This window comes from Paenibacillus sp. OSY-SE (assembly GCF_000283315.1).
GTDB classification, from domain to species: domain Bacteria; phylum Bacillota; class Bacilli; order Paenibacillales; family Paenibacillaceae; genus Paenibacillus_B; species Paenibacillus_B profundus.
The window spans coordinates 55,689-78,669 of the sequence record NZ_ALKF01000194.1 but is presented as its reverse complement, the minus strand read 5'-3'; the positions used below and the strand labels follow the sequence as shown (position 1 = coordinate 78,669).

At 52.2% G+C, this 22,981-nt stretch carries 16 protein-coding genes and 1 pseudogene; 4 read left to right on the top strand and 13 right to left on the bottom strand.

Annotated features, from left to right (window positions below; translation table 11 throughout):
* Positions 1 to 17: 17 nt before the first annotated feature.
* The 3 genes from A372_RS34505 to A372_RS39305 form a co-directional block, all read right to left on the bottom strand.
* The gene (locus A372_RS34505; protein WP_019423033.1) at positions 18 to 803 is read right to left on the bottom strand and encodes a carbohydrate ABC transporter permease; all 786 of its coding nucleotides are present in this window, start codon (positions 801 to 803) and stop codon (positions 18 to 20) included.
* Positions 804 to 1,007: 204 nt separating this feature from the next.
* Positions 1,008 to 1,373: a hypothetical protein gene (locus A372_RS39310; RefSeq protein WP_337484536.1), complete on the bottom strand. Its 366-nt coding sequence runs from the start codon at positions 1,371 to 1,373 to the stop codon at positions 1,008 to 1,010.
* The gene (locus tag A372_RS39305) at positions 1,318 to 1,647 is read right to left on the bottom strand and encodes a hypothetical protein (RefSeq protein ID WP_026011215.1); all 330 of its coding nucleotides are present in this window, start codon (positions 1,645 to 1,647) and stop codon (positions 1,318 to 1,320) included. Before A372_RS39305 ends, A372_RS39310 begins: the two co-directional genes overlap by 56 nt.
* A 190-nt stretch (positions 1,648 to 1,837) precedes the next feature.
* Here A372_RS39305 and A372_RS0121815 point away from each other — a divergent pair, with 190 nt between their 5' ends.
* Positions 1,838 to 2,650, top strand: a complete 813-nt coding sequence (locus A372_RS0121815) for a Cof-type HAD-IIB family hydrolase (RefSeq protein WP_026011214.1) — start codon at positions 1,838 to 1,840, stop codon at positions 2,648 to 2,650.
* Between the two features lie 183 nt (positions 2,651 to 2,833).
* Here A372_RS0121815 and A372_RS0121810 read toward each other — a convergent pair whose 3' ends face one another.
* On the bottom strand, positions 2,834 to 3,760 hold the full coding sequence (locus tag A372_RS0121810) for an MBL fold metallo-hydrolase (protein ID WP_019423030.1): 927 nt from the start codon (positions 3,758 to 3,760) through the stop codon (positions 2,834 to 2,836).
* A 203-nt stretch (positions 3,761 to 3,963) separates the two neighbouring features.
* Between A372_RS0121810 and A372_RS0121805 the strand changes: the two genes are divergently transcribed.
* Positions 3,964 to 4,686: a glycerophosphodiester phosphodiesterase gene (locus tag A372_RS0121805; RefSeq protein ID WP_019423029.1), complete on the top strand. Its 723-nt coding sequence runs from the start codon at positions 3,964 to 3,966 to the stop codon at positions 4,684 to 4,686.
* A gap of 167 nt (positions 4,687 to 4,853) precedes the next feature.
* Here A372_RS0121805 and A372_RS0121800 read toward each other — a convergent pair whose 3' ends face one another.
* The 5 genes from A372_RS0121800 to A372_RS0121780 all read right to left on the bottom strand — a co-directional run bounded on the left by A372_RS0121800 (position 4,854) and on the right by A372_RS0121780 (position 9,859).
* A complete protein-coding gene (locus tag A372_RS0121800) occupies positions 4,854 to 5,963 on the bottom strand; it encodes a sulfate ABC transporter substrate-binding protein (protein WP_019423028.1) in 1,110 nt (369 codons plus the stop codon).
* Positions 5,964 to 5,988: 25 nt separating this feature from the next.
* On the bottom strand, positions 5,989 to 7,053 hold the full coding sequence (locus tag A372_RS0121795; RefSeq protein ID WP_019423027.1) for an ABC transporter ATP-binding protein: 1,065 nt from the start codon (positions 7,051 to 7,053) through the stop codon (positions 5,989 to 5,991).
* A 2-nt stretch (positions 7,054 to 7,055) separates the two neighbouring features.
* Entirely contained in the window at positions 7,056 to 7,997 is a 942-nt protein-coding gene (locus A372_RS0121790; RefSeq protein ID WP_019423026.1) for a sulfate ABC transporter permease, read from the bottom strand.
* Complete coding sequence (gene cysT, locus A372_RS0121785) at positions 7,994 to 8,809, bottom strand: sulfate ABC transporter permease subunit CysT (protein WP_019423025.1); 816 nt, start codon at positions 8,807 to 8,809, stop codon at positions 7,994 to 7,996. The genes A372_RS0121790 and cysT overlap by 4 nt, the downstream gene beginning before the upstream one ends.
* A gap of 837 nt (positions 8,810 to 9,646) precedes the next feature.
* Positions 9,647 to 9,859, bottom strand: a complete 213-nt coding sequence (locus A372_RS0121780) for a hypothetical protein (protein WP_157259651.1) — start codon at positions 9,857 to 9,859, stop codon at positions 9,647 to 9,649.
* A 406-nt stretch (positions 9,860 to 10,265) separates the two neighbouring features.
* On the opposite strand from A372_RS0121780, the pseudogene A372_RS36565 reads away from it, so the two are divergent.
* A pseudogene (locus A372_RS36565) lies at positions 10,266 to 11,083 on the top strand (IS1595 family transposase).
* A gap of 60 nt (positions 11,084 to 11,143) precedes the next feature.
* Positions 11,144 to 11,638, top strand: a complete 495-nt coding sequence (locus tag A372_RS0121770; protein WP_019423022.1) for a DUF4825 domain-containing protein — start codon at positions 11,144 to 11,146, stop codon at positions 11,636 to 11,638.
* 325 nt (positions 11,639 to 11,963) lie between these two features.
* Here the strand turns inward: A372_RS0121770 and A372_RS0121765 are convergent, their stop codons facing one another.
* The 4 genes from A372_RS0121765 to A372_RS0121745 all read right to left on the bottom strand — a co-directional run bounded on the left by A372_RS0121765 (position 11,964) and on the right by A372_RS0121745 (position 22,949).
* Positions 11,964 to 20,522, bottom strand: coding sequence for a GH36-type glycosyl hydrolase domain-containing protein (locus tag A372_RS0121765; RefSeq protein ID WP_019423021.1), 8,559 nt, complete (start codon positions 20,520 to 20,522; stop codon positions 11,964 to 11,966).
* Between the two features lie 127 nt (positions 20,523 to 20,649).
* Positions 20,650 to 21,282 (bottom strand): hypothetical protein, encoded by a 633-nt coding sequence (locus tag A372_RS0121760; protein ID WP_019423020.1) that lies wholly within the window; start codon positions 21,280 to 21,282, stop codon positions 20,650 to 20,652.
* 417 nt (positions 21,283 to 21,699) lie between these two features.
* Positions 21,700 to 22,302, bottom strand: a complete 603-nt coding sequence (locus A372_RS0121750; RefSeq protein ID WP_019423018.1) for a TetR/AcrR family transcriptional regulator — start codon at positions 22,300 to 22,302, stop codon at positions 21,700 to 21,702.
* Positions 22,303 to 22,316: 14 nt separating this feature from the next.
* Positions 22,317 to 22,949: a YigZ family protein gene (locus A372_RS0121745; protein ID WP_019423017.1), complete on the bottom strand. Its 633-nt coding sequence runs from the start codon at positions 22,947 to 22,949 to the stop codon at positions 22,317 to 22,319.
* Positions 22,950 to 22,981: the final 32 nt, after the last annotated feature.

Here is a 22,981-nt window from a genome sequence, read left to right as displayed (position 1 = left end):
ATAACCAGCGCCAGACATTATTTCATACCGGTCATTGAAATGCCTTCGATAAATTTCTTCTGCACGAAGAAGTATAAAATGACGATCGGCACCGTAAACAACGTGGAGGCAGCCATCAATGGCCCCCAGGCTACGGTGTTCTCCCGAATGAACTGCTTCAATCCGATTGAGAGTGTCCATTGCTCCGGATCGTTCAAATAAATCAACGGACCTTGGAAATCTCCCCATGCGCCCAAAAACGTGAAGAGTCCGATGGTCAATACCGCAGGCTTAGCCAATGGCAAAATAATTTGCGCATAGATTCTGAACTCGGAAGCCCCGTCAATCTTCGCAGACTCCGTCAATTCATGCGGGATGCCCAAGAAAAATTGTCTGACCAAGAAAATGTAATAAGCAATCCCGGTGCCGAACCACGTCGACAACACAATCGGCCAGATGGAATTGATCAAATCGATTTTGTTGAACATGACATAGATCGGAATCATCGTCACTTGAAACGGGAGCATCAACGTTCCCATCATGATGACAAACAACGCATTTCTGCCTTTAAAGTCAATCTCCGCGAAGCCGTACGCCACGATGGGGGCAATCATAGTGACCCCGAACACGCTCAATGCGGCAATGATTACAGTATTCCACGTATATTGAAAGAACGGAATGGAATGGATAGCGTCCGTATAGTGCGGTAAATCGATTGCCCCTTGATGTCGCGATTGAGCAACAAGGCAATCCCCAAGGCGAATGCCAACTGCGGAATCAAGCCGAATACGGTCATAAATACCGTGTTGTACAAAGACAGCCATACTTTATCGTCCAGAATCAAGGTTGAATAATTTTCCAGACCTACCCATTTCGGGTCCGAAAACAGGTTTTAGTCGGTCATGCTATAGTAGAAGGACGACAAAATCGGATAAAACTGAAATAAAAGAAACCCAAGCAACCATGGGCTAATAAAGCACAAACCGATGAGGAGACGTTTTCGTTCTCTGCGTTTGATGCCGCTCTGGTTACCTATAACCATCCCCAACTCCTCCAATCCTTAGGTTGAGGAACGGCAGAATGGACTCATTCTGCCGTTCCATAGATCGTTTATTTTTCGCTTTATCTGCTACCGGCTGCATCTTCTTCACTACGTTATCCATTGCTTCCTGCGCGCTGATTTGCAGTTTCAGCGCTCTTTCGGTCTCTTCGTTCAACGCCTGCAAATATTCATTAATATAAATGCTGTTCGGGAAGCCGTTCAGATTCGGGCTTTTCGCACTTTCATAGAAATCCCACAACGTCTTCGTCGCTTCGTTCTGCGTCAACTTCGGATTGTCAAGCACTATACGGGAAAGGAGCTCCCCCGCTCGGACCATCTGCGCCGCGCTCATCGTTATAAAAGTTCTCCCAGCCGATCATCATCGCCAGCTTGCCGGTAATGATCGGGTCCTGCGGAGTGTTCATGCCGCCCATACCCGACTTGAACTTCGTCAACGGGTCAATGCCGAATTCTTTATAGTAACTAGCCTCATAAGCAATAGCATCCACGTTGGCCTGTTGATTGGCCGTTAATTTGCCATTGGCGTCATCCCAAGAACCGCCGAAAATAATGGGCCAGAACACGTTATTCACCCATATTGAAAGAAATATCTTTCTGTCAACCATAATTTTGAATTTACACTCCTTTTTTTATCTTTTAAAATGATTATTTCTTCTCTTGTCCCTGCTCTGATTGTGGGTATGATGGCATCGGAATTGAAATAGGGCTCGCATGAGGTACAATAGGAGTACGTGTTCAAAAAGAGAATATGATATGAGGCTGCAGCGTACAGCCCATGAAATGGGGAGAGAAACGATGTATAAACTAATTGCCATTGACGTAGACGACACATTGATTACCGATGACAAAGAAGTGACGCCAGGCACGAAGCAAGCGCTGGAGCTGGCCATCGCCCAAGGCGTCGCCGTAACGCTGGCTACCGGCCGCATGTACGCGTCCGCGCATAATATTGCCTTACAGACCGGATTGAACGTGCCGCTCATTACGTATCAAGGCTCGCTTGTGAAAAATGTGATCGACGGACACGTATTGTACGAGCGTTCCGTACCGAAGGATGCCGCGCTCAGCCTGCTGCGTTATTGTGACGAGCATAAGCTTCACCTGCAACTCTACATTGACGACCATTTGTACGCCCGTGAAGAAAATGACAAGCTCATTGCCTATGCGAATCTGTCGAACATTCCGTATACGATCGAGCCGGATTTCGACAAGCTGCTCGCGTCGCCATCCACGAAGATGCTCATGATTGACGAGCCGGAGCGGCTGGACTCCATCGCTCCGGAACTGCGGGAGCTGCTCGGCCCAGACGTGCATATTACGAAGTCGAAGCCGAACTTCCTCGAAGTGACGCATCGTGAAGGCACCAAGGGCAGCGCGCTGCGCCATCTTGCCCAGCACTTCGGCTGCAGTCTGGAAGAGACCATCGCAATCGGAGACTCCTGGAACGATCATGATATGATTGAAGCTGCCGGACTCGGCGTCGCCATGGACAATGCCGTCGACTCGCTCAAAGCTGTCGCAGACTACGTGACGCTGAGCAACAACGAGGAAGGCGTTCGCCATGTCATCGAGAAGTTCGTGCTTCATCCAGCTCAAGCCAATCAATAACGCTTGACGAAGATACTACAAGCCGCTCCCCTAGTGTGTCAAAAATGTGCACACGGGGGAACGGCTTGTTTTTGTTGGCTTCGTTTCGGGTTGCCTCTGTTTACCCCGAATTGCCTTCGCTTATTTTACTCTGCTTCGGCCTATCTCGTGCTGCTCCGTCCAATGTCGTCGCGATCCTGCCGCTCATCTGCCAATTCGCATTCCCGTACGCGCCAGAGTTACTTGCGGAAGCAGAGGATACGAATGCCGCAAATCGATATCGTGGGACATATGCGTAAATACGACCTGCTGCGGCTGAATGTCCTCTATTAGCCGGAACGCCTCTACCATATCATAGACAGACCGGGTCGAATATTCCGCCTGCTCGTGATAGAAATTCGTCCCTAAAATAAGCAGGTCGAGCTCCTGAAACCATCTCAGCTCCTCCTCGCCCAAGCCGATCGCATCGGAGGCGTACACCCAGCTTCGCAAGCCTGGATTGGCGCTGGCATTCGGATAGGCTTGTCTCCGTCCCGAACCCGCGGCAGATTCATCGTCATTCACCCGATCAAATCGATACGCATAAGCATATCCATTCTTGCCATGATTCACCCGGATCGGACGGATGGACCATTCGTGCCAACGCCAAGGCTCCTCGATGCTCTGGAACGTCACGAACCGTTCTAGCCACGGATACATCATGCGAATCGTATCGCTCACCTCGGTCGGTGTAATGACACGCCCTTTGCGCTTCAGCCAGCGGCAAGCGTCCGCATAGGAGGTTAAGCCTGCGATATGATCCTGATGCGCATGCGTAATTAACAGCTCATCCAGCCAAAGGATGGCTGCCCGCTCCATCTGCCCCGTCCAATCGGGCCCGCAATCGATAAGCAGCTTATCCTCTCCCCGTTCCAGCAGCACGGACGAGCGGTACCTGCGATTGACTCCGCTTCGTCTCGCTTCTTCGCACACCTCGCACGCACAGTACACGCGCGGCACTCCCATGGAATCCCCAGTCCCCCAGAACGTAATGCTCCAGTCCACCGCGGCGGCGGGAGACTGATGCTGATGCCGGGCAGCAGCGTCTGCTTCAACCGACGTTGCGCGTGACGTTGTCGGATTGTGATCCATCTTCCCATTCCCCCTGCATCTATTGCATTAATCAGCTTTACAAAATAATAACGTAATCGTCCGGAATCCGTCATTGTTCTTCCGTCTATGATCCAGTATAATCGGTTTCACTTCAGCTTGCATTCTTCACCGACGGATCCGCCATGTTACTACATTCATGATAACCTAGGCCCTATCATGTTCGCCATTTGAGGAGGATAAACATGAATAGCAATGCACTATTTAAAAATGTGGAAATTGTGGCACACCGCGGTTACGCAGCGGTGCACCCTGAAAATACAATGGCCGCCTTCCGCCGCTCGCTTGAGCTTGGCGCCGATTCCTTGGAAATTGACGTCCATCATTCCAAGGAAGGCATTCCCGTGGTCATCCATGACGATACGTTGGATCGAACGACAGATGGAACCGGCCCGATTCGCGAGAAGACGATTGCGGAGCTGCAGCAAGTGGACGCTGGCAAGAAATTCAAGCCCGAATTTGCCGGGTGCGGTATCCCATTGCTGGAGGAAGTGCTTGAACTGTGCGGAGGAACAGTCGGATTGCAGCTTGAGCTGAAGGAACGCATCACCGAAGGTGAGGCGCGTGGACTGCTGCATTTACTCGAGAACTATCGCATGACGGAGCGGACGATGTTCATCTCGTTCCATCTGGACAACTTGCGGCTCATACGCTCTCTGCACCCGAATATCGAGCTTGGCTGGTTATCCGGCGAGCCGGTTGACCTCGCCCCTTTGAAGGAGCTCGGCCGTGCCACGCTGCTTCTGCAATATGCAGTCGTGCTGCGGCAGCCGGAAATCGTGCAAGCGACGGAGGCGGCTGGTATCGGGCTTGGTGTATGGACAATACGCGATCTGCAGGACGCGTATCAGCTCGTTCAAATGGGCGTACGCCGATTAACTACAGACATCCCGCTCTATCGCGAATAACGACACGCAACTACAGAAGCAGAAGTTCTTCGAGAGTGAATGCAAAATTCGATGTCAGGTAACATCTTGTGATGCTGCGTGATCAAAAGGGGACTTTTTGAGCAACCTATAGAAGCGCAAGCGAATCTGACCTTAACGGCAGGCATCGCTTGCGCTTTTCGTTCTATTCACTTCATTCCAGCCAGCACCTCGTACCATATGCCCCGCTTGCTGTACAGCGTCTCCTTGACATGGGACCAGCCTCCCATATCTTCGATGCGGAACAGCCCTTCCGGAACCGGATACTTCCGTTCCGTCGCACGGGCCGTCTCCTCTTGAACAGGCCGGAAGCCGGCTTCCGTGAACAATTGCTGTGCCTTGGCCTCTCGCAAATACGCAACGAACGCCCGCGCCACCTCCTCGGTGCCATGCTTCTTCGCATAGCGCTCAACAACGACCGCCGGATTTTCAATAAGAATCGTTTGCTTCGGAATCACCATGCCATACATTACGCCTTCTCGTTTGCGCGACAAAATCTCGTTCTCGTACGTCACGATGACGTCGCCGACCCCATACTCAAAGGCGGCCATCGATGCTCTGCCGCTCTTGTCCATGGAAATGACATTGCGGTGAATGCGCAGCAGCAGATCCTTCGCATGGCGCGGCCCTTCTTGACCCGCCTCTGCCGCTGCCTTTAAGCCCGCGCCATAGATTGCGTTAATATCCCATTGCGCCCCGCCAGACGTCTTCGGATTCGGGTAGAGCACCTCCACTCCCGGCTTCGTCAGATCCTCCCAATCCCGGATGCCAAGAGGGTTGCCTTCCCGCGTTCCCATCACGACAATCGAGCGAGTCACCATGCCGCCGTAAGCGTCCTTCTCTTTCCAATCGTCTGGCACCAATCCGACACGCACTAGCTTGTCAACGTCCCCTTCCATCGCGAACAGGGCGACGTCGGCTTCCAACCCGCCGGCAATTGACCGCGCCTGCGTGCCGGACGCTTCGTATGACTCTTGGAAGACGACCTTCTGCCCCGTCTTCGCCTCCCAATCGACTGCGAATTGGGGCAGAATGCTCCCGAGAGCTTCCTTCGCCACCGCGTAGGCGCCGATTATAAGCGTTACGCTATCCTTCTCCCTGTCTGCGTCCGCCCCCACCGCCTGCTTCAGCTGTGCCGATGCAGCCGCATTCATCCCTTCCGGCGCGGATGAGGGAGATTCCCCGCTGCAAGCGGACAATACAAGGATGAAGAAAAGCAGCGCCGCCGCAACTGCATATTTTCTTTTGCCTGTACTCATCGCACGCCTCCTACTGAATCCGTCATTATATGAGAACCGGCAACGGGTCCTCTTTGAGCGCATTTTCTTGCATCCAGCTCCGGTCTTTATCGAATAAATAAATGCGATGGATAAGCACCTGCACACGTTCTCCGATATGAAGCACCGGACTTTCCAGCGACCGGTATGTCTTCAGCCTCATGCCGCCCACATCCACCTCCACCATCCACTCGCTGCCGCGAAAATGAAGCGCCTTGACCTTGCCTTGAACGCTTGCCGAAGGCAGCCGCACTTCGCCCTCTCTTCCGACTTCAATGTATTCCGGTCGAATGAGCGCCTTGCTCTCCTCTCCCGGCTTCATGCTCTCAAACCCTTTCAAAGTATGTGCATTCGACAGCAGCGTCGACTCACCGATAAATTCAGCCACAAATGGCGTCTCTGGCGTCTTGTAAATGTCCCATGGCGTCCCCATCTGCTCGACCCGCCCTTGATTAATAATCATTATTTCATCGGCCACCTCGATCGCCTCATCCTGATCATGGGTGACGAAGATCGAGGTGATGCCGACCCGTTCAATAAGCTCCTTTAGCCAACTGCGCAGCTCTTTACGAATCTTCGCATCAATGGCCGCGAATGGTTCATCCAGCAGCAATAACTGAGGCTCCGGCGCCAATGCCCGCGCAAAGGCGACGCGCTGCCGCTGCCCGCCTGACAGCTGATGCGGATACCGCCGTTCCACACCGCTCAGCCCCGTCAGCTCCACCAATTCGGCTACACGTTCCCGAATACGCGCTTTCGGCCACTTCTGTATCGTCAGGCCGAACGCGATATTGTCGAACACCGACATATGCTTGAACAGCGCATAATGCTGGAACACAAAGCCGATGCCGCGCTGCTGCGGGGGCACATCGTTCATAAGCTTGCCTTGAAACGAAATTTCGCCGCTGTCCGGCTGCTCCAAGCCTGCCAGCATGCGCAGAACAGACGTCTTGCCGCCGCCGCTCGGACCGATCAGCCCGATTAATTGTCCGGCTTCAATGGAGAATCCCACATCCTGTACAGCGTGATAAGAGCCGAACCATTTGTTTAACTGACGAACCTCGATATGCATCGCTATTGCACCCCTTTTTGCCCATTGTGCGCTTGATGCGCCTTGTGCGCTTTATGTTTCTTTGCCCATTCCATCACTAAGAGCAGCACGACTGAGATAAGAGCCAGAACGAGAGCAACGCTGCTCGCGGCCGCAATATTGAAATTTTCGACGTCCTGATACACCAAGGTCGTTGCCGTCTGCGTCTTGTTCATAATGTTGCCCGACACAACGAGGACCGCCCCGAATTCACCGAGCGATCGCGCAATGGTCAGCACGACGCCGTAGAGAACGCCCCATCTGATAGACGGCCATGTAACGCGCCAGAACGTCGTCCAATCATAGGAACCGAGCATAGACGCCGCTTCTTCCTGCTGTGTTCCGATCTCCTGAAGAACGGGAACCACTTCTCTGACCATCAGGGGAAACGTGACGAACAGCGTTGCCAGCACCATTCCCGGAAATGCGTATACGATGTCGATGCCGACCCACGCAAACATGGCGCCCATAATCGTATTAGGACCTAGCAGAAGAACAATCATAAACCCGCCAATAATCGGGGACACGGCAAATGGAAGATCGATTAAGCTGTTCAATACATGACGGAGCTTGGTTCCGAGCCACTCTCCTCTGACGAGGACAAGTGCGGTAAGAATGCCGAAAATTGTATTAATGGCAGTCACAATTACCACGACCGCGCCCGTCATCGCCATGGCATGAATGGCAGCGGGACGAGTCAACGCACTAATGAACGAGTGAAGTCCGTGTTCGAACGCGCCTGCAATCATTTGCAGCAAAGGAGCGATCAGCAAAGCAAAAAAGATTAGGTAAGTAAGGACAATGAGGATGATGGATTGCTTCTGGCGAGCTCCCGGCACAGAACCAGGCGGCGTGCGCGAACCTCGTGCGGACGCATATCTGGATGCATCGTTATAAGAAGAAATAGTGGAGAATGGATCAGTCATAGTTGAGACCTCCGTGCCTGCAGGACGCTGACGAACCACAATACAACAAATGACATTGATAAGAGGATGACAGACACAACGGCGGCGCCTTGCGGGTTATCGCTTTCGATCTCCCCGAAAATATATACCGATGCAATCAACGTCTTGCCCGGTATATTTCCCGCCACAAGCACGACCGCGCCGAATTCCGCCATGGCGCGCGAGAAAGCCAGCATCGCTCCGCTTATGATGCCCGGACGCATTTGCGGCAGCAGCACCTGCATAAAAGTACGTACGCGGGACGCTCCCAACGTATAGGAGGCTTCTTCCTCGGCCCGATCGGCCTCTTCGAGAAGCGGCTGCACGGCGCGGATGACAAAGGGAAATGTGACGAATACCATGGCGGCGACGATAGCCGGTTCCGCGAATACGATCCGGATTCCGAGCATTTCAGCCAGACCTCCGGTAATACTACCCGGACCAAGCAGCAGCAGAATCATTAAGCCGCCAACCGCCGTAGGCAGGGCAAAGGGCAAATCAACCAAGCTATTCAGCCATGCCCGCCCGAAGAAGCGGTAACGGTGCAGCACCCAAGCCGACATCGTGCCAAGAGCAACATTGATGGCTGTTGCGATGAGCGCCAGGCGAAAGGTTAAGGCCACTGACTGCCAAGCGAGCGGTTCCGCCAAGCTTTCTGTGAAATGAGCCCACCCTCCGGCAAAGGATTGAACGTAAATTCCGCCGATGGGCAGCACAATGAGCAAAAACACGTATAAAAGCAGCGTGGTACGAAAGCCCCACAAGGCTCCTTTATGTCGCAGCACTACGTTCACCCGTTCTACCTCCATTGATATCAAAATATTATTTTAATAATTCCTACATGTTTACTTGGTATTTTGTTTTCGTTATTTTACCAAAAATTAGAACCCGCCGTCAATACCATCGGAGAATTATATTTGCTGTCCTTGTGTGCGGACATACCATTTGTGCTGACATACTATTTATCGTATAAAAGTTGAATCCACCTTGATTTCCGCGGTCCAAGCAGGTTTTATTGGAAATATATAGTAAAACACCCGGATTGGGCGGTCCAATGTAAGATGAGATAAGGGGGCTGGCTAGCCTTCGCCCTTAAACGAACCTTATGCAACTTATTCGAAATGCTTATGATAGGTGAATACCTACTCGTTGTTTTTTTGCAAGGGAGCACCCCGCTTATGGATAGGCCACAGCGGCACACACAGGCTTCCACTCTATTCACACCATTCAGACCATTCACACCTTTAACGCTATTTACGTTATTCGCGTTATAGTTATTCACGTTAGACAAGCTATTCCGCATTATTCGTATCGCCCCCGCTTCCAGCACCTGCCTCGCCATATTAGTAAACATCTATTGAAACCTTTCGAAGATAGCGGCTGCGCTTAGAGTCAGACTTTATGTTTTATCGCTAACGTGCCATCTATCAAAGGTACGACTCTGCAGCATTAACGAACTGCTCCTTTCGTGTAATGGTGGAGACAGATTGACGATGATTCGCTCCAACCCCCCCCCTTTGCTCCACTCTCCCCTTCCTTCAGATGGCGGCATGCCCCAATGACCACTCTGGTTAACTGTCATTATATCGGCCGCTTCATGCATGTTTTACTGAACGGCATATGTCTTATCCTCACTGTTCTCCTTCCTGACCGCAGGGGAGATTGGACATATGGACCATTGCACGGATGCCCGACGCTTTGTTTTTGTTTGAAAAGGAAGGGAGCACTTTGTAAGCCCCTTTGCTCCACTCTCCCCTTCCTTCAGATGGCAGTATGCCCCAATGACCACTCTGGCTAACTGTCATTATATCGGCCGCTTCATGCCATGTTTTACTGAACGGCATATGCCTTATCCTCACTATTCTCCTTCCTGACCGTAGGGGAGATTGGACATATGGACCATTGCACGGATGCCCGACGCTTTGTTTTGTTTGAAAAGGAAGGGAGCACTTTGTAAGCCCCTTTGCTCCACTCTCCCCTTCCTTCAGATGGCAGCATGCCCCAATGATTACTCTGGCTAACTGTCATTATATCGGCCGCTTCATGTCACAGTTTACTGAACGGCATATGCCTTATCCTCACTATTCTCCTTCCTGACCGCAGGGGAGATTGGACATATGGACCATTGCACGATGCCCTACAGCATTTATTTAAAAAAAGGATCTGTTAAAGGTAAATGTTGATATTTAATGCTTGTCCGAAATCCTGTTATAATCAGTATGAGAACAAGTATTCGGGGAGGTTATCAAGGTGAGCAAAGCGTTTAGCAACTTGTTAAAGTATATCGACAAATTACCACATACCAAAAAAGAACAAGTATATCAATGGGTTAAACGCTATGTTGAACCTTCTTCCTCTGCTGGTGGTCGCTGGTGGTCGTTTAATCAATGAAATGAGAGAAACTCGCTTCAAGGAAGGATTTGAGTGTCCTCATTGTTCGTCAGAACACGTTGTTCGGTTCGGAAAATATAATGGTCGGCAACGGTATCGCTGTAAATGTTGTTGCAAAACTTTTACTGACACAACCAACACTGTTTTGTATCGCACACGAAAAGGTAACGAATGGATTACATTTGTAGAATGTATGTTCAAAGGATATTCTCTGCGAAAATCAGTTGAAATCGTAGGGGTTACTTGGGTTTCGCTTTTTAATTGGAGACATAAACTGCTAAACTCTCTGAAACAAATGGATTTTGAGCGTTTTGAAGGTATCGTTGAAATTGACGAGACCTATTTTCTATACTCCCAAAAGGGACAACGAGGCATTACTGAACGCAAAACTCGAAAGCGTGGGGGAAAGTCTAAACATAGGGGAATAAGCCACGAACAAGTTTGTGTTCTCACAAAATGTCAATGGTCTCCATTCCCGTCTAAAACAGTGGATAGACCGCTTTAAAGGCGTGGCTACAAAGTATCTTGATAATTACCTTGCTTGGTTTTTATTTGTCGATAGTCGTAGTAACGAAAGCACTAAACAACATATTAAGGAATTTCTATTAACTTCATTTGTATTTGAAATGACAGATACTTATGATAGTTTGCGTCTCTCTAAATTCTCCGTAATTTGAGGGATTTTGTTGAATATGATAAAATTAGATAAAAAATATTAGATGAAAGAAGAGGAAATAGTGAAGCGGTTTACCATTTATTTTATTTCATTGTTATCGCTAATTATATTATTGAGTGGATGTAGTCTAAATGCTGATTCAAAAACAGATTTGTTTCAATATAAGAATTCATATGTGGGTGACAACAGTGCTGTTGGGAATATCGTAAAAGAATTGACACATAACAAAGAGTTGAATCAAATTTCACTTGAGACCAAGAAAGAACCATACGGAATTACTTTGGAATACAAAGATATTGATGCGAAAAAAGTAGATAAAGAAATGAAAGAAACTGTTATAACAAACTCTACATTTCTTTTTGCTTTAATCAAAAATGTAGATTGGATTACATTCAAATTTCCAGACCAAGAATTCACAGTAACAAAAGAGAAATTACAAGATTGGTACAACAATAAATTGGATGGGTTTGAAAATGAACAAGACTTAAAGAAACTGATACAGGAACACCTGAAGCCTGAGGAATCAGTTAATCAGTTTTTCACCAGTAAAAAATAAGAGTGCTCTGGATAAAAGCACTCTTATTTTTAGACTTTATCAATAACTAACTTTAACAGAGCCAAAAAAAAGGAAGGTTGTCATTCTGAATAAAAGGGAGCGTGAGGCAAGAGAGGGAACAGGCATACTTTCTTCGAGCAGGGTAAAGTGATGAAGTACACTTTATAGCTTCACAGAACTAAATCATTCTTTAAAAACAAAAAAGCCGTCCCGAAGGATGGCTAAAAGAAACAAACAGGGCGGGAGGCCGCTTCTATCGCTTGGCGACTTAACGAATCCATGTCATTGCACGGAAACCTCCCCTGTTCATTTCGCAGTTACACAGCTACAACGTCAATTCGACCTCATGCACACCCCGTTCATCCCGCAGCGGAATGAACGGGCCTTCTTCCCCAAAATATTGCTCCAAATTGAGCTCATTCCCATCAATAGCCAGCTTGGTCAGACCCTCAGCAGGACGGGACGGACTGCACTTGCCAGCTGGATTGTTAACCTGAATCTGATATTCCGCATCCCCATAGCGGTAACGGACGGAGAACGCCGGCCAGTTTTTCGGAATGCATGGGCTAATAACCAGCTTGTCCCCGCGGCGGCGAATACCAAGGATCCATTCCAGCCCGGCTTGGTACATCCAACCCGCTGCGCCTGTGTACCAGGTCCATCCGGCATGCCCTTTATGGGGCTCTGCCGAATAAATATCGGCCGCCATGACGTAGGGCTCCCCGTAGTAGCGATTGATCTCGGCCGGAGTCATCGTATGGGTAATCGGGTTCAGCATATGGAACAGCTCGAATGCCTTATCCCCGTTGCCAAGCATGGACCAAGCGACAATGCTCCATATGACCCCATGCGTATACTGCCCCCCGTTCTCCCGGATGCCAGGCGGATAGCCTTGTATGTATCCGGGGCTCGGTTCCGTCTTGTTGAACGGCGGTGTTAGGATATAGGCCATCTCCAGATTGCGGTCCACAAGCTCACGGTCGAACGAATTCATGGCCCACGCGGCCTTGTCTGCTTCCGCGAGTCCGGAAATAACCGACCAGGACTGGGCGATGGAGTCGATCCGGCATTCCGCTTGGTGCACGGAACCAAGCCATTGCCCCGCATCGGTGAAGGCTCTGCGGTACCATTGTCCGTCCCAGCCGTGCTCATTAAGCGCAATTTTTAGCTTGCCGACGACTTCAAGGTACCGTGCCGCTCGCTCCGTGTCTCCACGCCGCTCGCATACTCCGGCGAAACGGGTCAGCACATCTCCCATGAACCAGCCGAGCCAGACGCTCTCGCCGCGGCCTTCCGCTCCGATGAGGCTCATGCCGTCATTCCAGTCGCCGATGCCCATGAGAGGCAGGCCATGTTCGCCGAACCGCTCCAGACTGTGGTCAAGCACGCGCAAGCAGTGCTCATAGACCGTTCCTGTTTCTCCGGATAGGACCGTCTCCTCGTATCGTTCATGCTCCCCTTCGCGCAGAAGCTCACTCTGCAAATAAGGAGCGATTTCCTCCAACAGACTGTCATCTCCCGTATGCTCCAAATACCGGCTCGCGGCATAAGGCAGCCAGAGCAGATCATCGGAGAAACGGGTGCGGATACCCCGATGCGTTTCTTCGTGCCACCAGTGTTGGACATCCCCTTCCTTGTACTGGTGGGAAGCATGAATGATAATCTGGGCTCGGGTCAAATCAGGACGGCAGTGCAGCATGGAAAGGGAGTCCTGCAGTTGATCCCGGAAGCCATATGCGCCCCCGGCCTGATAGAAGGCCGATCGAGCCCACATTCTGCAGGACAGCGATTGATATAGGAGCCAATTGTTGAGCAGCATATCCATCTCTTTGCTCGGCGTGGACACTGCCACTGTTCCCAACACCCCGCTCCAAAATTGCCGTATCTCTTCATAGGCTTGCTCGCAAGCAGCGGGTTCGCGGTATTTACGCAGCCACTTTTCGGCCGCCTGTACGGAATCGTCGCAGCCTAACAACATATAAATCGTCCGCTCCCCGCCAGGTTCGACGGCAAAACGGGTCTGCACGGCACCGCAGCTATCGCTCACCGGACCGGCCGCACCCGACAATCGGTCCCGATCGAGCGCTGCTGGTTGCTCCGCCGTCCGGTTCCGTCCGATGAATTCCTGCCTGTCCACCGTCCAGGACGTCTCCCGTATGGAGGCATCGGCTGCCGCAGACGGTTCATCCTGTGCGGATGCTGCGGGATACACCGCAAGGAAGGCCGTCGCATCGCGGAATGTATCCTGGTACGTATTGCGTGCAATCAAGGCCTGCACCGATCCGTTCCACTCGCTCACGATATGCGAGGCGTTGTTATGACGATTCACGCCTAGCACCCACTCTGCATAGTACGTGACGGACAGCTCCCGCTCTTCGTCTGACGGGTTGCGCAAGTGCAACTTCATAATTTTGATCGGATCGTCTACAGGCACGAATACAGTCAGCTCCTGATGGAGGCCGCCGCTGTCATGAGCATAGCGTGAATACCCCATGCCGTGAGCGACACCGAATGGAACTCCCCCTTCCATCCCAACATCTCTGTTGGGAGAGCCGACGAGCCAATATTCGCCGCTCTGCTCATCTTTGAGATAGCACGCCTCGCCCCGAGGATCCAGCGCAGGATCGTTAGACCAGGGGGTCAGCTTGCATTCCCGGCTGTTGCGCCACCATGTATAGCCCGTGTTCAGCTCGGATACAAGGCATCCGAAGCGTGGATTGGCCATGACGTTAATCCACGGTGCTGGCAGGAAGCGGTCATCCTTGAGCACCATTCGATATTCGCTGCCATCTGGAGAGAAGCCGCCCCATCCGTTGAAGAAGAGGAGCGACTTGGAATCTAGACGCTCGATGCCCTTAGTCACCATGGATGAAGGGGAATCAGCTTGCGTGTTCACTGCTTTAAGGCGCTGCTGCTTCGTTTTCCCCGGATTCGCGTTCAATTGGCTTGCTGGCTTGTGATTCGCCTCTGCCTGTATTTCATCCTCTCGTACTAATGTCCTGTTCTCTTCCCGCCATCCATCTGCTATGTTTTTGCTTGTGTTTATACCAGTCAAGCTTTCATTCTCCTGAAGAGCATCCGACTGGTGTGCTTCCGGAGCGTGTTCTTCCAGATCGCTCGCCTCCGCCACCTTCAGCTGTGCCTTCAGGCTCGGCCCATCCGCTCGCAGAACGACGCGGGCCGTAGCGAACAGCAGAGCGCGATCCTCATCCGGCAATCCAGCCGACGCTACGAGATACGCGCTTCCGTGATCGGTGCGGTAACGGTTCAAGCTGTGCTCGATGCTGCGCTGCAGGCTCTCCTGCACATTTTGCTGGTATCCTTCGAGCGCTTCGTTCAGCACGACCACATCAAGAAACAGCCCTTTGCGGAGCAAATATTCGTGGCCTGACAACAGCTTATGGATAAACGGCAAATGAATCGCATCAGCGATCGTGACAAGCACGATGGGCCGATCCCCTGATACGCCATATGCCCACAAGCCGGATTGGGCCTTCGTGTTGGCCGCGATGCTCGTCTCCTGCTCTACATTCAATGGCGCGGAATATAACGCACGGCTCGCAAGCACATGATACACGGCTGCATCGGCTGGGCTCATCTGCATATTATGCAGTTCAATTTGCGCATGGGTCCAGGCATGCTCAAATACCCGCTCCGCCTCTGCCTTCCGCGATAAAGTCCGCGCAAGCGCAATCGCCTCCTCACGCGACTCGGCCACCCCGGTGACGGCGTACAGCTCAATGCGTTCACCAGCTTGCAGCGTAATTCTTCTCCGCATGATGAACGCCGGATCAGCCACCGATCCGACCGCCCCGCCTAAGCGGGAACGCAATCCCTTCGGTGCGGCAAGCGTATGTCCCCTGCCGATGAAGCGAGCCCGGTCCGTCTCCACTTCCGGCGTGTCGGACGCCTCTCCATCCGTAAAGATGTGGAACGCCCACAACGCCTGCTCGCCTTCGCTCCGCGGCCGCTTGCGCGCAAGCAAGCAACGGGCTTCCGCATCATACTCCGTCTCGATGAACAGCTTCGTGAACGCGGGGTGGGCCGCATCTGCATCCGGTCGCGCCAGCGCCAATTCAAGGAAGGTCGTCACTTCAAAGGTGCGGGTGTCTGCGCCAGCATGGTACAGCGTCAGCTTACGCACCTCCGCATCGGCATCGGGAGATACCGCGATTTCCAATGTGGTCTTCATCTCCCCGTCCGTCCGCTTGAATAGCGCCTTCTCCAACGAGAAATGCGCATCAGCAGTAGATGATGGCACGCGGCAAGGCTGAAAAGTCGGCGACCAGCACTCGTCCCGCTGCACGTCCCGAATGTACATATAGCTGCCCCAATCATCCTTCACCGGGTCTTCCCGCCATCTGGATACGGCCAGCCCTTGAGACCGCAGCTGTCCGCTGCCGCTGTTCGTGACCACGGTCGTGAACGAACCGTTGGACAGTATCACTGCTTCCGGCACTGGCGTAGCGGCAGACGGATAGAAGCGGACCGGTGAGGCCTGTGGCTTCTCCGACTGCGCAATGCGCTGGCGGGGCACAGCCTCGAGGCGCACCTGCGCCGGCTTGGCCGGAATCCGCTCCTGCAGCAGCAATTCGGCCGCCTGAATACGTTTATCCCGATGGAAACGCTCGATCATATTATGGTCATGCAGCATATTCGCGATGGTCAGCAGGCTCATTCCCTGATGATGGGCCATGAAGCTGCGAATGATCTCGGCCTTGCTGCCGTCCGGCATTCGTTCCGGCGTGCAGTCGATCGCCTCGTAGAAACCGTATTTGCCCCGGGCCCCCATCTTCTCCATCCAGCGCAAATTGTCCATGCCCTGAGCAACCGCATATGGAAGCGCCATGACTGCCGCATACGGCGCCAGCACCAAATCCTGCTCCAGCCCCCGCTTGAAGCCAAGGCCGGGAACACCGAATGCCCGGTACTGATAGTTCTTCTGGTAGTCGAAGGCATAATATCCCGATTCCGAAATGCCGTACGGAACACCGCGTTCCATCGCATACGCCATCTGCTGACGAACTGCGCCCCGATACGTGCTGTCCCATATTGTTTTTGGATAGGTGCGCATCAAGAGCCACGGCATTAAATATTCGAACATCGTTCCCGACCAGGAGACGAGCGTCGTGTGTCCGCCTTGACTGCGAGTGGCCCGCCCGAGCGCCATCCAGTGGGACACAGAGATTTGCCCCAACGCGATCGCGACAAAGCTTGTCTGTCGTGCTTCGGACGCAAGGAGGTCATACAACACCGCGTCACGCTCTCCGCTGGCGGCATGATAGCCTAGCACGAACAGCTTTGCCTTATGATCGTAAAGCGGTCGGAAATCGGTCCCAGTAATGAGCGCCTCCAAGCGTTCTAACAGCCCCCAGCCGCGATCCAGTATTTGATCCGGCCCGTGGGATGCCTCCTGCTTGAGCTTTTCCAGTTCCGCCGCAAATTCAAAATGAAGATCATCCCTGCCATATGGATCGATTCGCTTGCGCTCAGAATGTGATTTCCCCGAAAATTCCTTCAGCAGCCATTCCGCCACCCCTTGCTTGACAGCGATGAGGCTGGCCACAAAGTTGCCGGAATCGACCGTGGACACATACACAGGAATGAGCGGCTTGAGAGTAAGCGTGTCGTACCAGTTGAACAAGTGCCCGTTCCACTTCTCCATCTGCTCTACGGTATGGATGGTTCGTTCCAGACGCTCCAGAAGCTCGGCCGAGTTAATAAATCCGAAGTCCCGCGCGGTCAATGATGCAGTCAGCAGGAATCCGATATTGGTCGGAGAAGTACGGTGCGCGACCCCATTGAGCGGATCGAGCTGCACATTATCCGGAGGGAGCCAATGGTCTTCGGCCACCGTATAATCCTCATAGAACGCCCAGATTTGCCGAGCCAGCTCCCGCAGATCACGTTCGTCGTGCACGGACAAGGGTTCGCGCTCCTCCGGTTCCGCTTGATCCAGCCAGCGGATGACTACCGGGGCCATTGCCCAGAGCAGGCATAGAGCCAAGCCAATACCCGCTATGTATGGATCCGGCTGCAGTATGGAAGCAGCAGCTACGAGCAGCACAAGCACATAACCCGCCGTCATCCCCAGGAGGGGCGGATGTACATTCTCCCGATTGCTGCGCTCGATGTGCGAAGAACTCGTCCACTCCAGCAAGCGGCGATTGCTGATTGATAACCGGTACAAGGTTTTGGCGATGGCATCAGCCATCAGCACCGCTTGGAAAGGCAAGGCAAGCAAGACGAGCCCCGCATGAGCCGCCGCCATCCCTATTCCCCTTGGATGCCATCCCGTTCTAGGCAGATTCACCAATTGACGCACGATGGGAATGAGCATCGTCGCAAGCACAACGGCCAGCCACCTCCAAGGCGTTCCAGGAAGAACAGTGAAACCGAGCAGCAGCCCGAATAAGGCGATCGGCAGCAGGCTGCGCCGCAGGTTATCGATAATTTGCCAGCGCGTAATGAAGGACAAGTCAACGGGCAGCAGTTCGCCGCGGCGGCTCTTCATCTGAGGAAAAAGCCAGCCAAGCAGCTGCCAATCACCACGTACCCAACGGTGAAGCCGCTTCTGATAAGCGATGAACTTGACGGGATGATCATCGATAAGCTCAACATCCGTCAGCAAGCCCGCCCGTAAAAATCCGCCTTCGAGCAGATCATGGCTCAACACCCGGTTTTCGGGAATGCGTTCACACAATGTTTCCGCAAATGCATCCACGTCAAAAATGCCCTTCCCGGTAAAAATCCCTTCGCCTAAAGCATCCTGATACGGATCCGAGGCAGCGAACGAATACGGATCCACGCCTGGTGCGGACCATAAACCGGCAAGCCTCGATTGCAAAGCCGATTCCAGATGGATTCCGATCCGAGGTTGAAGCACTCCATATCCTTCAACGACCCGGGAGCGCTTCTCATTCAGACGGGGTCTGTTATAAGGCAAATGCAGGGCTCCAATCATGCGATGGGCGCTTTCCAGCGGAAGCTGAGTATCCGCATCCAGCGTGATAATGTAGCGGATGCGCGGCAGCACCGCGGTATTTCCGTATGTATAGTAATAGCTTGTCTCGTTGCTGCCCTTCAGCAGCTCGACGAATTCCACAAGCTTGCCGCGCTTCCGTTCCCAGCCCATGTACACTTCTTCGCCAGGATTCCACCGTCTGCTGCGCTGATAGAGATGAAACGTCGTTTCATTCGAGCTTGAATATCGCTTGCAGAGCATTTCCATCTTCCCTTTGGCATAAGCGGCCAATTTGTCATCCTCGGGAAGCCTTTCCAGACGGGAGTCCGTAAAATCCCCCAGGATCGCATAATGGATATGGGGACTCCGATTCGCCAAGTAATGGATTTCAAGGCGGTCCACCATCTCATCCACTTCTTCATGGGAAGACCAGATGACTGGTATAACGACCATCGTCGCGGCTTCAGCCGGCACTCCGGCAGAGAAATCGTAGCGCAGCAGCGTATTCGGACGAATGGCGCATTCGATAATAAAGTGAAGACCTGTCACCGCCCATTCGCTGGCCGGGAGCGCCAAGGCCAACACAACGATAAGCCAGCCCCATGGAGTGATTCCCTGCCCCCCGCCAATGATGAACGCCAAGGCAATCCAGAATGCCGCAAACAGACAAGCGAGCAGCGTCATATAGGATGTCTTGCCACGGCTTAAGAGCCGGTTGCCAGGCAGCGGCCGGGGCTTGCTGCATTTCTTCAAGGAGCGTTGGAGCTCGCTTACTCCTCGGGGCTCGAATAGGTAATAGGCCAAGAACGAACGCCGTGGCATAAGATCGGCAGTCGATACAGTCGATGCGCTCGACGTTTCCGTTGGACTCGCCTGTTCTGCCGATATTGATTCCACCGCCGTTCTCACTGGCATGGCAGGAGCTTGCTCCGCAAGCACAAGCGCTTCCCGTGCAATCAGATTCTCCTGTACCCCGAGCCGCCGGGCCAATACTTCCACCCGGTGACGGATCGTTCCTCGGCTACCCGCATCCAGCTTCGGATACGTATCTGTCCGGTCTTGACGAAGGGTTTGCTCCACCAAGCTGATGTGAACGAATGCGTCCTCCCACGACCAGCGCTCGTTCTTCCGCAGGCCGCTGATGAGATGACCTGCCTTCCGTTGATAAGATGCCTGCAGCTGCTGCTCATACGTAACAATTTGGTCCAGATCCCGACCCCCGTTTTCGAACTGGCAGATCAACCATTCCCGTACGGAAGCGGCATGGTCGGCCCACTCACGCAGATGGGATATTAAATGGACTGCCCATGCCCCGGATAGAGGGAAGGACTGCCCCTCCTCCTCCAGCTTGGCGCCGAGCGATTCGGTATTCCACGCGCCGGGTTCGAACTGTCCGAGCAGCCGTTCGACGTCCATGCAGATTGCTCTTCTATCTTGCACCTGAAGCATGACATCCGTGAGCTGATGAATGAGCGCAAGGCGCAGGAAAAGAGGGATTGACCACGCTTCCGCAACGGTCAGAACCGACACTTCCTGATAGGCATTCACAAACTCAACGAGAGACGTTTCATCCAGCACGCCATCAACGAGCGCGATATATTCACCGCAAATCGATTGAATGCGATATTTGCGCTCCTTGCGCAAATAAGGCAAATTGTCTAGCAGCGCCCCGGTGAAGTGCTGCTGCACACCTTTTACTTGATCTCCGATAAATTCAATATTATCAAGCAGCCAATCCTCTGCAGGCTGGGTGCAGCTTGCTGGATGAAGCTGCAGATGGTTAGCAAACGCTCGCAGCGATTCCAAATCTGCTTCTATTAGCTTCAACAGACTTGTGCGAGAGCGGTCGCTTCGTTTTGGTGCATGCTGTAACGCCAGCTCGCGTGCTTTGTGGCGAAGTTCATCACGATTATCAACCATTAGGGCCTCCGAAAATCAATTTAATTAAGATTCCACGTTTTCATATGATTTCCGAAAGGCAATGATTTTATGGGATTGTATAAAAATAGATATTAAAAAACCCGAAGATATGAAACATCCTCAGGTTTTATCGCTTCGCGATGACAAAGGATACGACCCGCCCCTGTGTGGGCTCGATGCCGATGTCGTAAGTCGCGTTGCTGCGTTTATTTCTAAATACAACATGTGAAATATCATGTCGCAATGCACGTTCGCTAGAGAGCAACTCCAATTCTCCCGCCGAGGCGTGCAGCTGCTGCACCACATAATGACGGGCTTCTGATTCCAAGCGCTTCATTTCCGTTCTCGCTGGCGGCGACTTCATCGTATTGCGCGATACACCGAGTTCGTAAAAGTCACCTGTTTTCAAATCCAATTCACCGTAAAAACGTTCGATTCCCCCTGCGGATGCCGCTTGTTTCGGTAAGCCGACAAACATGACATGACCGGGGCATGCCTTGCGTTTCCCGGAGCCTTCCATGCGTCTGGTGAAGCCATACTTCATGTTCCACTGTCCGATATCGATTGAGAGATCGAAATACCGCTTCAATCCATTAACGGCTAATTGCTGCATCCTGCTTTTGTCGATCGCTTTCTCCTTACCGTACGCTTTGACTGTTTCGCTTACTTGATGGTACGTATCTGTCACCGCTTGTCCGCATCCCGTTAGCACAAGGCATATGATTACGGTTCCCGCGAGCAGCACCGCTGTTTTGTTCATCCGTTTTTCTCCCCTTGTCCCTTATCTTGCCTATATAAGACGCGCGGCGCCCCGGCTTCCCCTTCCTTGAGCATTAAGCCCGCCTGGATAGCGAGACAGGACACACATACACGTCCCCTTATAAGCATAAAAGATGTGAACGAAAGAGTCATGCGATTCGGCTTACATTCAGCTTACAATATTGCAACGTACTCCCACGTACGAAAGGAGGAGTAGGCTGCGGAGTCGGGAACGCTCAACCCCCTCCGACCGGAATTTGAAGCGCCTGTCCCACATATTCAATCATAAAAAAGCCTCCTCACGTTCATTCAGCCCCATCCTTACCAATGACGGCTGTGGCTGGGCTGCTGCCACTATATGTGCAGCCGCATGAGAACGTGAGGAGACTTTATGTGGTTCGTTGTAATCACCATCGTATTATGCCGATTGCGCCGATTCCAATGCTCTCCGGCATAGAAATCGAACATGGGCCAATGCAGCCGGTTTGACCTCTTCAAAGGTGACTTGATCCTGAATATAAAAGGAGATGAATCCGTGCATAGCAAGAAATAAACTGAGCGGAATATTATGGCGCTCTTGATCGGAATGCATATTGCTTGTCAGGGACTGTCTTACGATGGTTGAAAACGTCTCTAAACAGCGCCCCTGTTCCGTCCGGGCATAGGCAAGCAATTCCTCATCCCGCGTCATGAACATAATCTCATAGTGATGAGGGTGTTCCAGACCAAATCGGACAAACTCCATCATCACTTGCTCCATCTTGGACAAGCCATCGGAAGGAGCTTGGTTGACAACACGTTCGAACAGCCGTCCCAGGCGCATGAAATCCTCTTGGACGAGAGCGTAAAACAGCTCGGCTTTATCTTTAAAATGATAATAAAGCGAACCATGACTATAACCTAATTGTTGGCCGATACTTCGCATGGAGATGGCTCGGTACCCTTTCGTAACGAACAGATGGCGCGCCACTTCCAAGATTCGCTCCCGCGATAACTCTTGATCCACTGCTTTTCTTGCCATAGCGGTTGTTCTCCTTATTCCCCTTCAATGTAATATAGCGGGTCTCCCTTCCGAATTACAGCCTGACCTTGCGTCAGATCCGTCATCCATGCGATAAACCGCTCGCACTCGGATACGACGGGCAAACACGTCAGTGTCACCTTATCGGTAAATTGCGTTTCTCCCATCCGCGTTTCTTTATTTCGCAACTCATTTTCCAATTTGCCGAGCCATGTATAATCGATTTCGACAAATACTTCTTGATGCAATACGTTCTCTATCGCTTCAGCGGCTTCAATCGCTGCTACGGCACCGTCTGAGTAGGCACGTATCAGGCCGCCGGCCCCGAGCAGAATGCCTCCGAAGTAGCGCGTGACGACGATAGCCGTATCTTTCAGGCCTTGGTTCTTCATCACTTCCAAGATCGGTTTCCCTGCGGTTCCGCTTGGTTCGCCGTCATCCGACGCCTTCTGGATTTCATCGCGCTCCCCAATAATGTATGCGGAGCAGTTATGAGTTGCATTCCAATGCTTCTTCTTCATATCTTCAATAAATGTAATCGCTTCCTGTTCGGTAGTTACCGGTTTTCCGTAACCAATGAAACGCGACTTCTTAATGACTATTTCCTTGCTGCCTAATTGGCGCACGGTCTTGTAACGTTCTAACAAGAGACTCACCTTCTTATTGCCAAGAAAGCAGT

Excerpts from the sequence above, each read along its gene's own strand:
- A372_RS34505 (WP_019423033.1), bottom strand. The coding sequence starts at position 803 with ATGGCTGTCTTTGTACAACACGGTATTTATGACCGTATTCGGCTTGAT.
- A372_RS39310 (WP_337484536.1), bottom strand. The coding sequence starts at position 1,373 with ATGAGCGCGGCGCAGATGGTCCGAGCGGGGGAGCTCCTTTCCCGTATA.
- A372_RS39305 (WP_026011215.1), bottom strand. The coding sequence starts at position 1,647 with ATGGTTGACAGAAAGATATTTCTTTCAATATGGGTGAATAACGTGTTC.
- A372_RS0121815 (WP_026011214.1), top strand. The coding sequence starts at position 1,838 with ATGTATAAACTAATTGCCATTGACGTAGACGACACATTGATTACCGAT.
- A372_RS0121810 (WP_019423030.1), bottom strand. The coding sequence starts at position 3,760 with ATGGATCACAATCCGACAACGTCACGCGCAACGTCGGTTGAAGCAGAC.
- A372_RS0121805 (WP_019423029.1), top strand. The coding sequence starts at position 3,964 with ATGAATAGCAATGCACTATTTAAAAATGTGGAAATTGTGGCACACCGC.
- A372_RS0121800 (WP_019423028.1), bottom strand. The coding sequence starts at position 5,963 with ATGAGTACAGGCAAAAGAAAATATGCAGTTGCGGCGGCGCTGCTTTTC.
- A372_RS0121795 (WP_019423027.1), bottom strand. The coding sequence starts at position 7,053 with ATGCATATCGAGGTTCGTCAGTTAAACAAATGGTTCGGCTCTTATCAC.
- A372_RS0121790 (WP_019423026.1), bottom strand. The coding sequence starts at position 7,997 with ATGACTGATCCATTCTCCACTATTTCTTCTTATAACGATGCATCCAGA.
- A372_RS0121780 (WP_157259651.1), bottom strand. The coding sequence starts at position 9,859 with ATGCCGTTCAGTAAAACATGGCATGAAGCGGCCGATATAATGACAGTT.
- A372_RS0121765 (WP_019423021.1), bottom strand. The coding sequence starts at position 20,522 with ATGGTTGATAATCGTGATGAACTTCGCCACAAAGCACGCGAGCTGGCG.
- A372_RS0121760 (WP_019423020.1), bottom strand. The coding sequence starts at position 21,282 with ATGAACAAAACAGCGGTGCTGCTCGCGGGAACCGTAATCATATGCCTT.
- A372_RS0121750 (WP_019423018.1), bottom strand. The coding sequence starts at position 22,302 with ATGGCAAGAAAAGCAGTGGATCAAGAGTTATCGCGGGAGCGAATCTTG.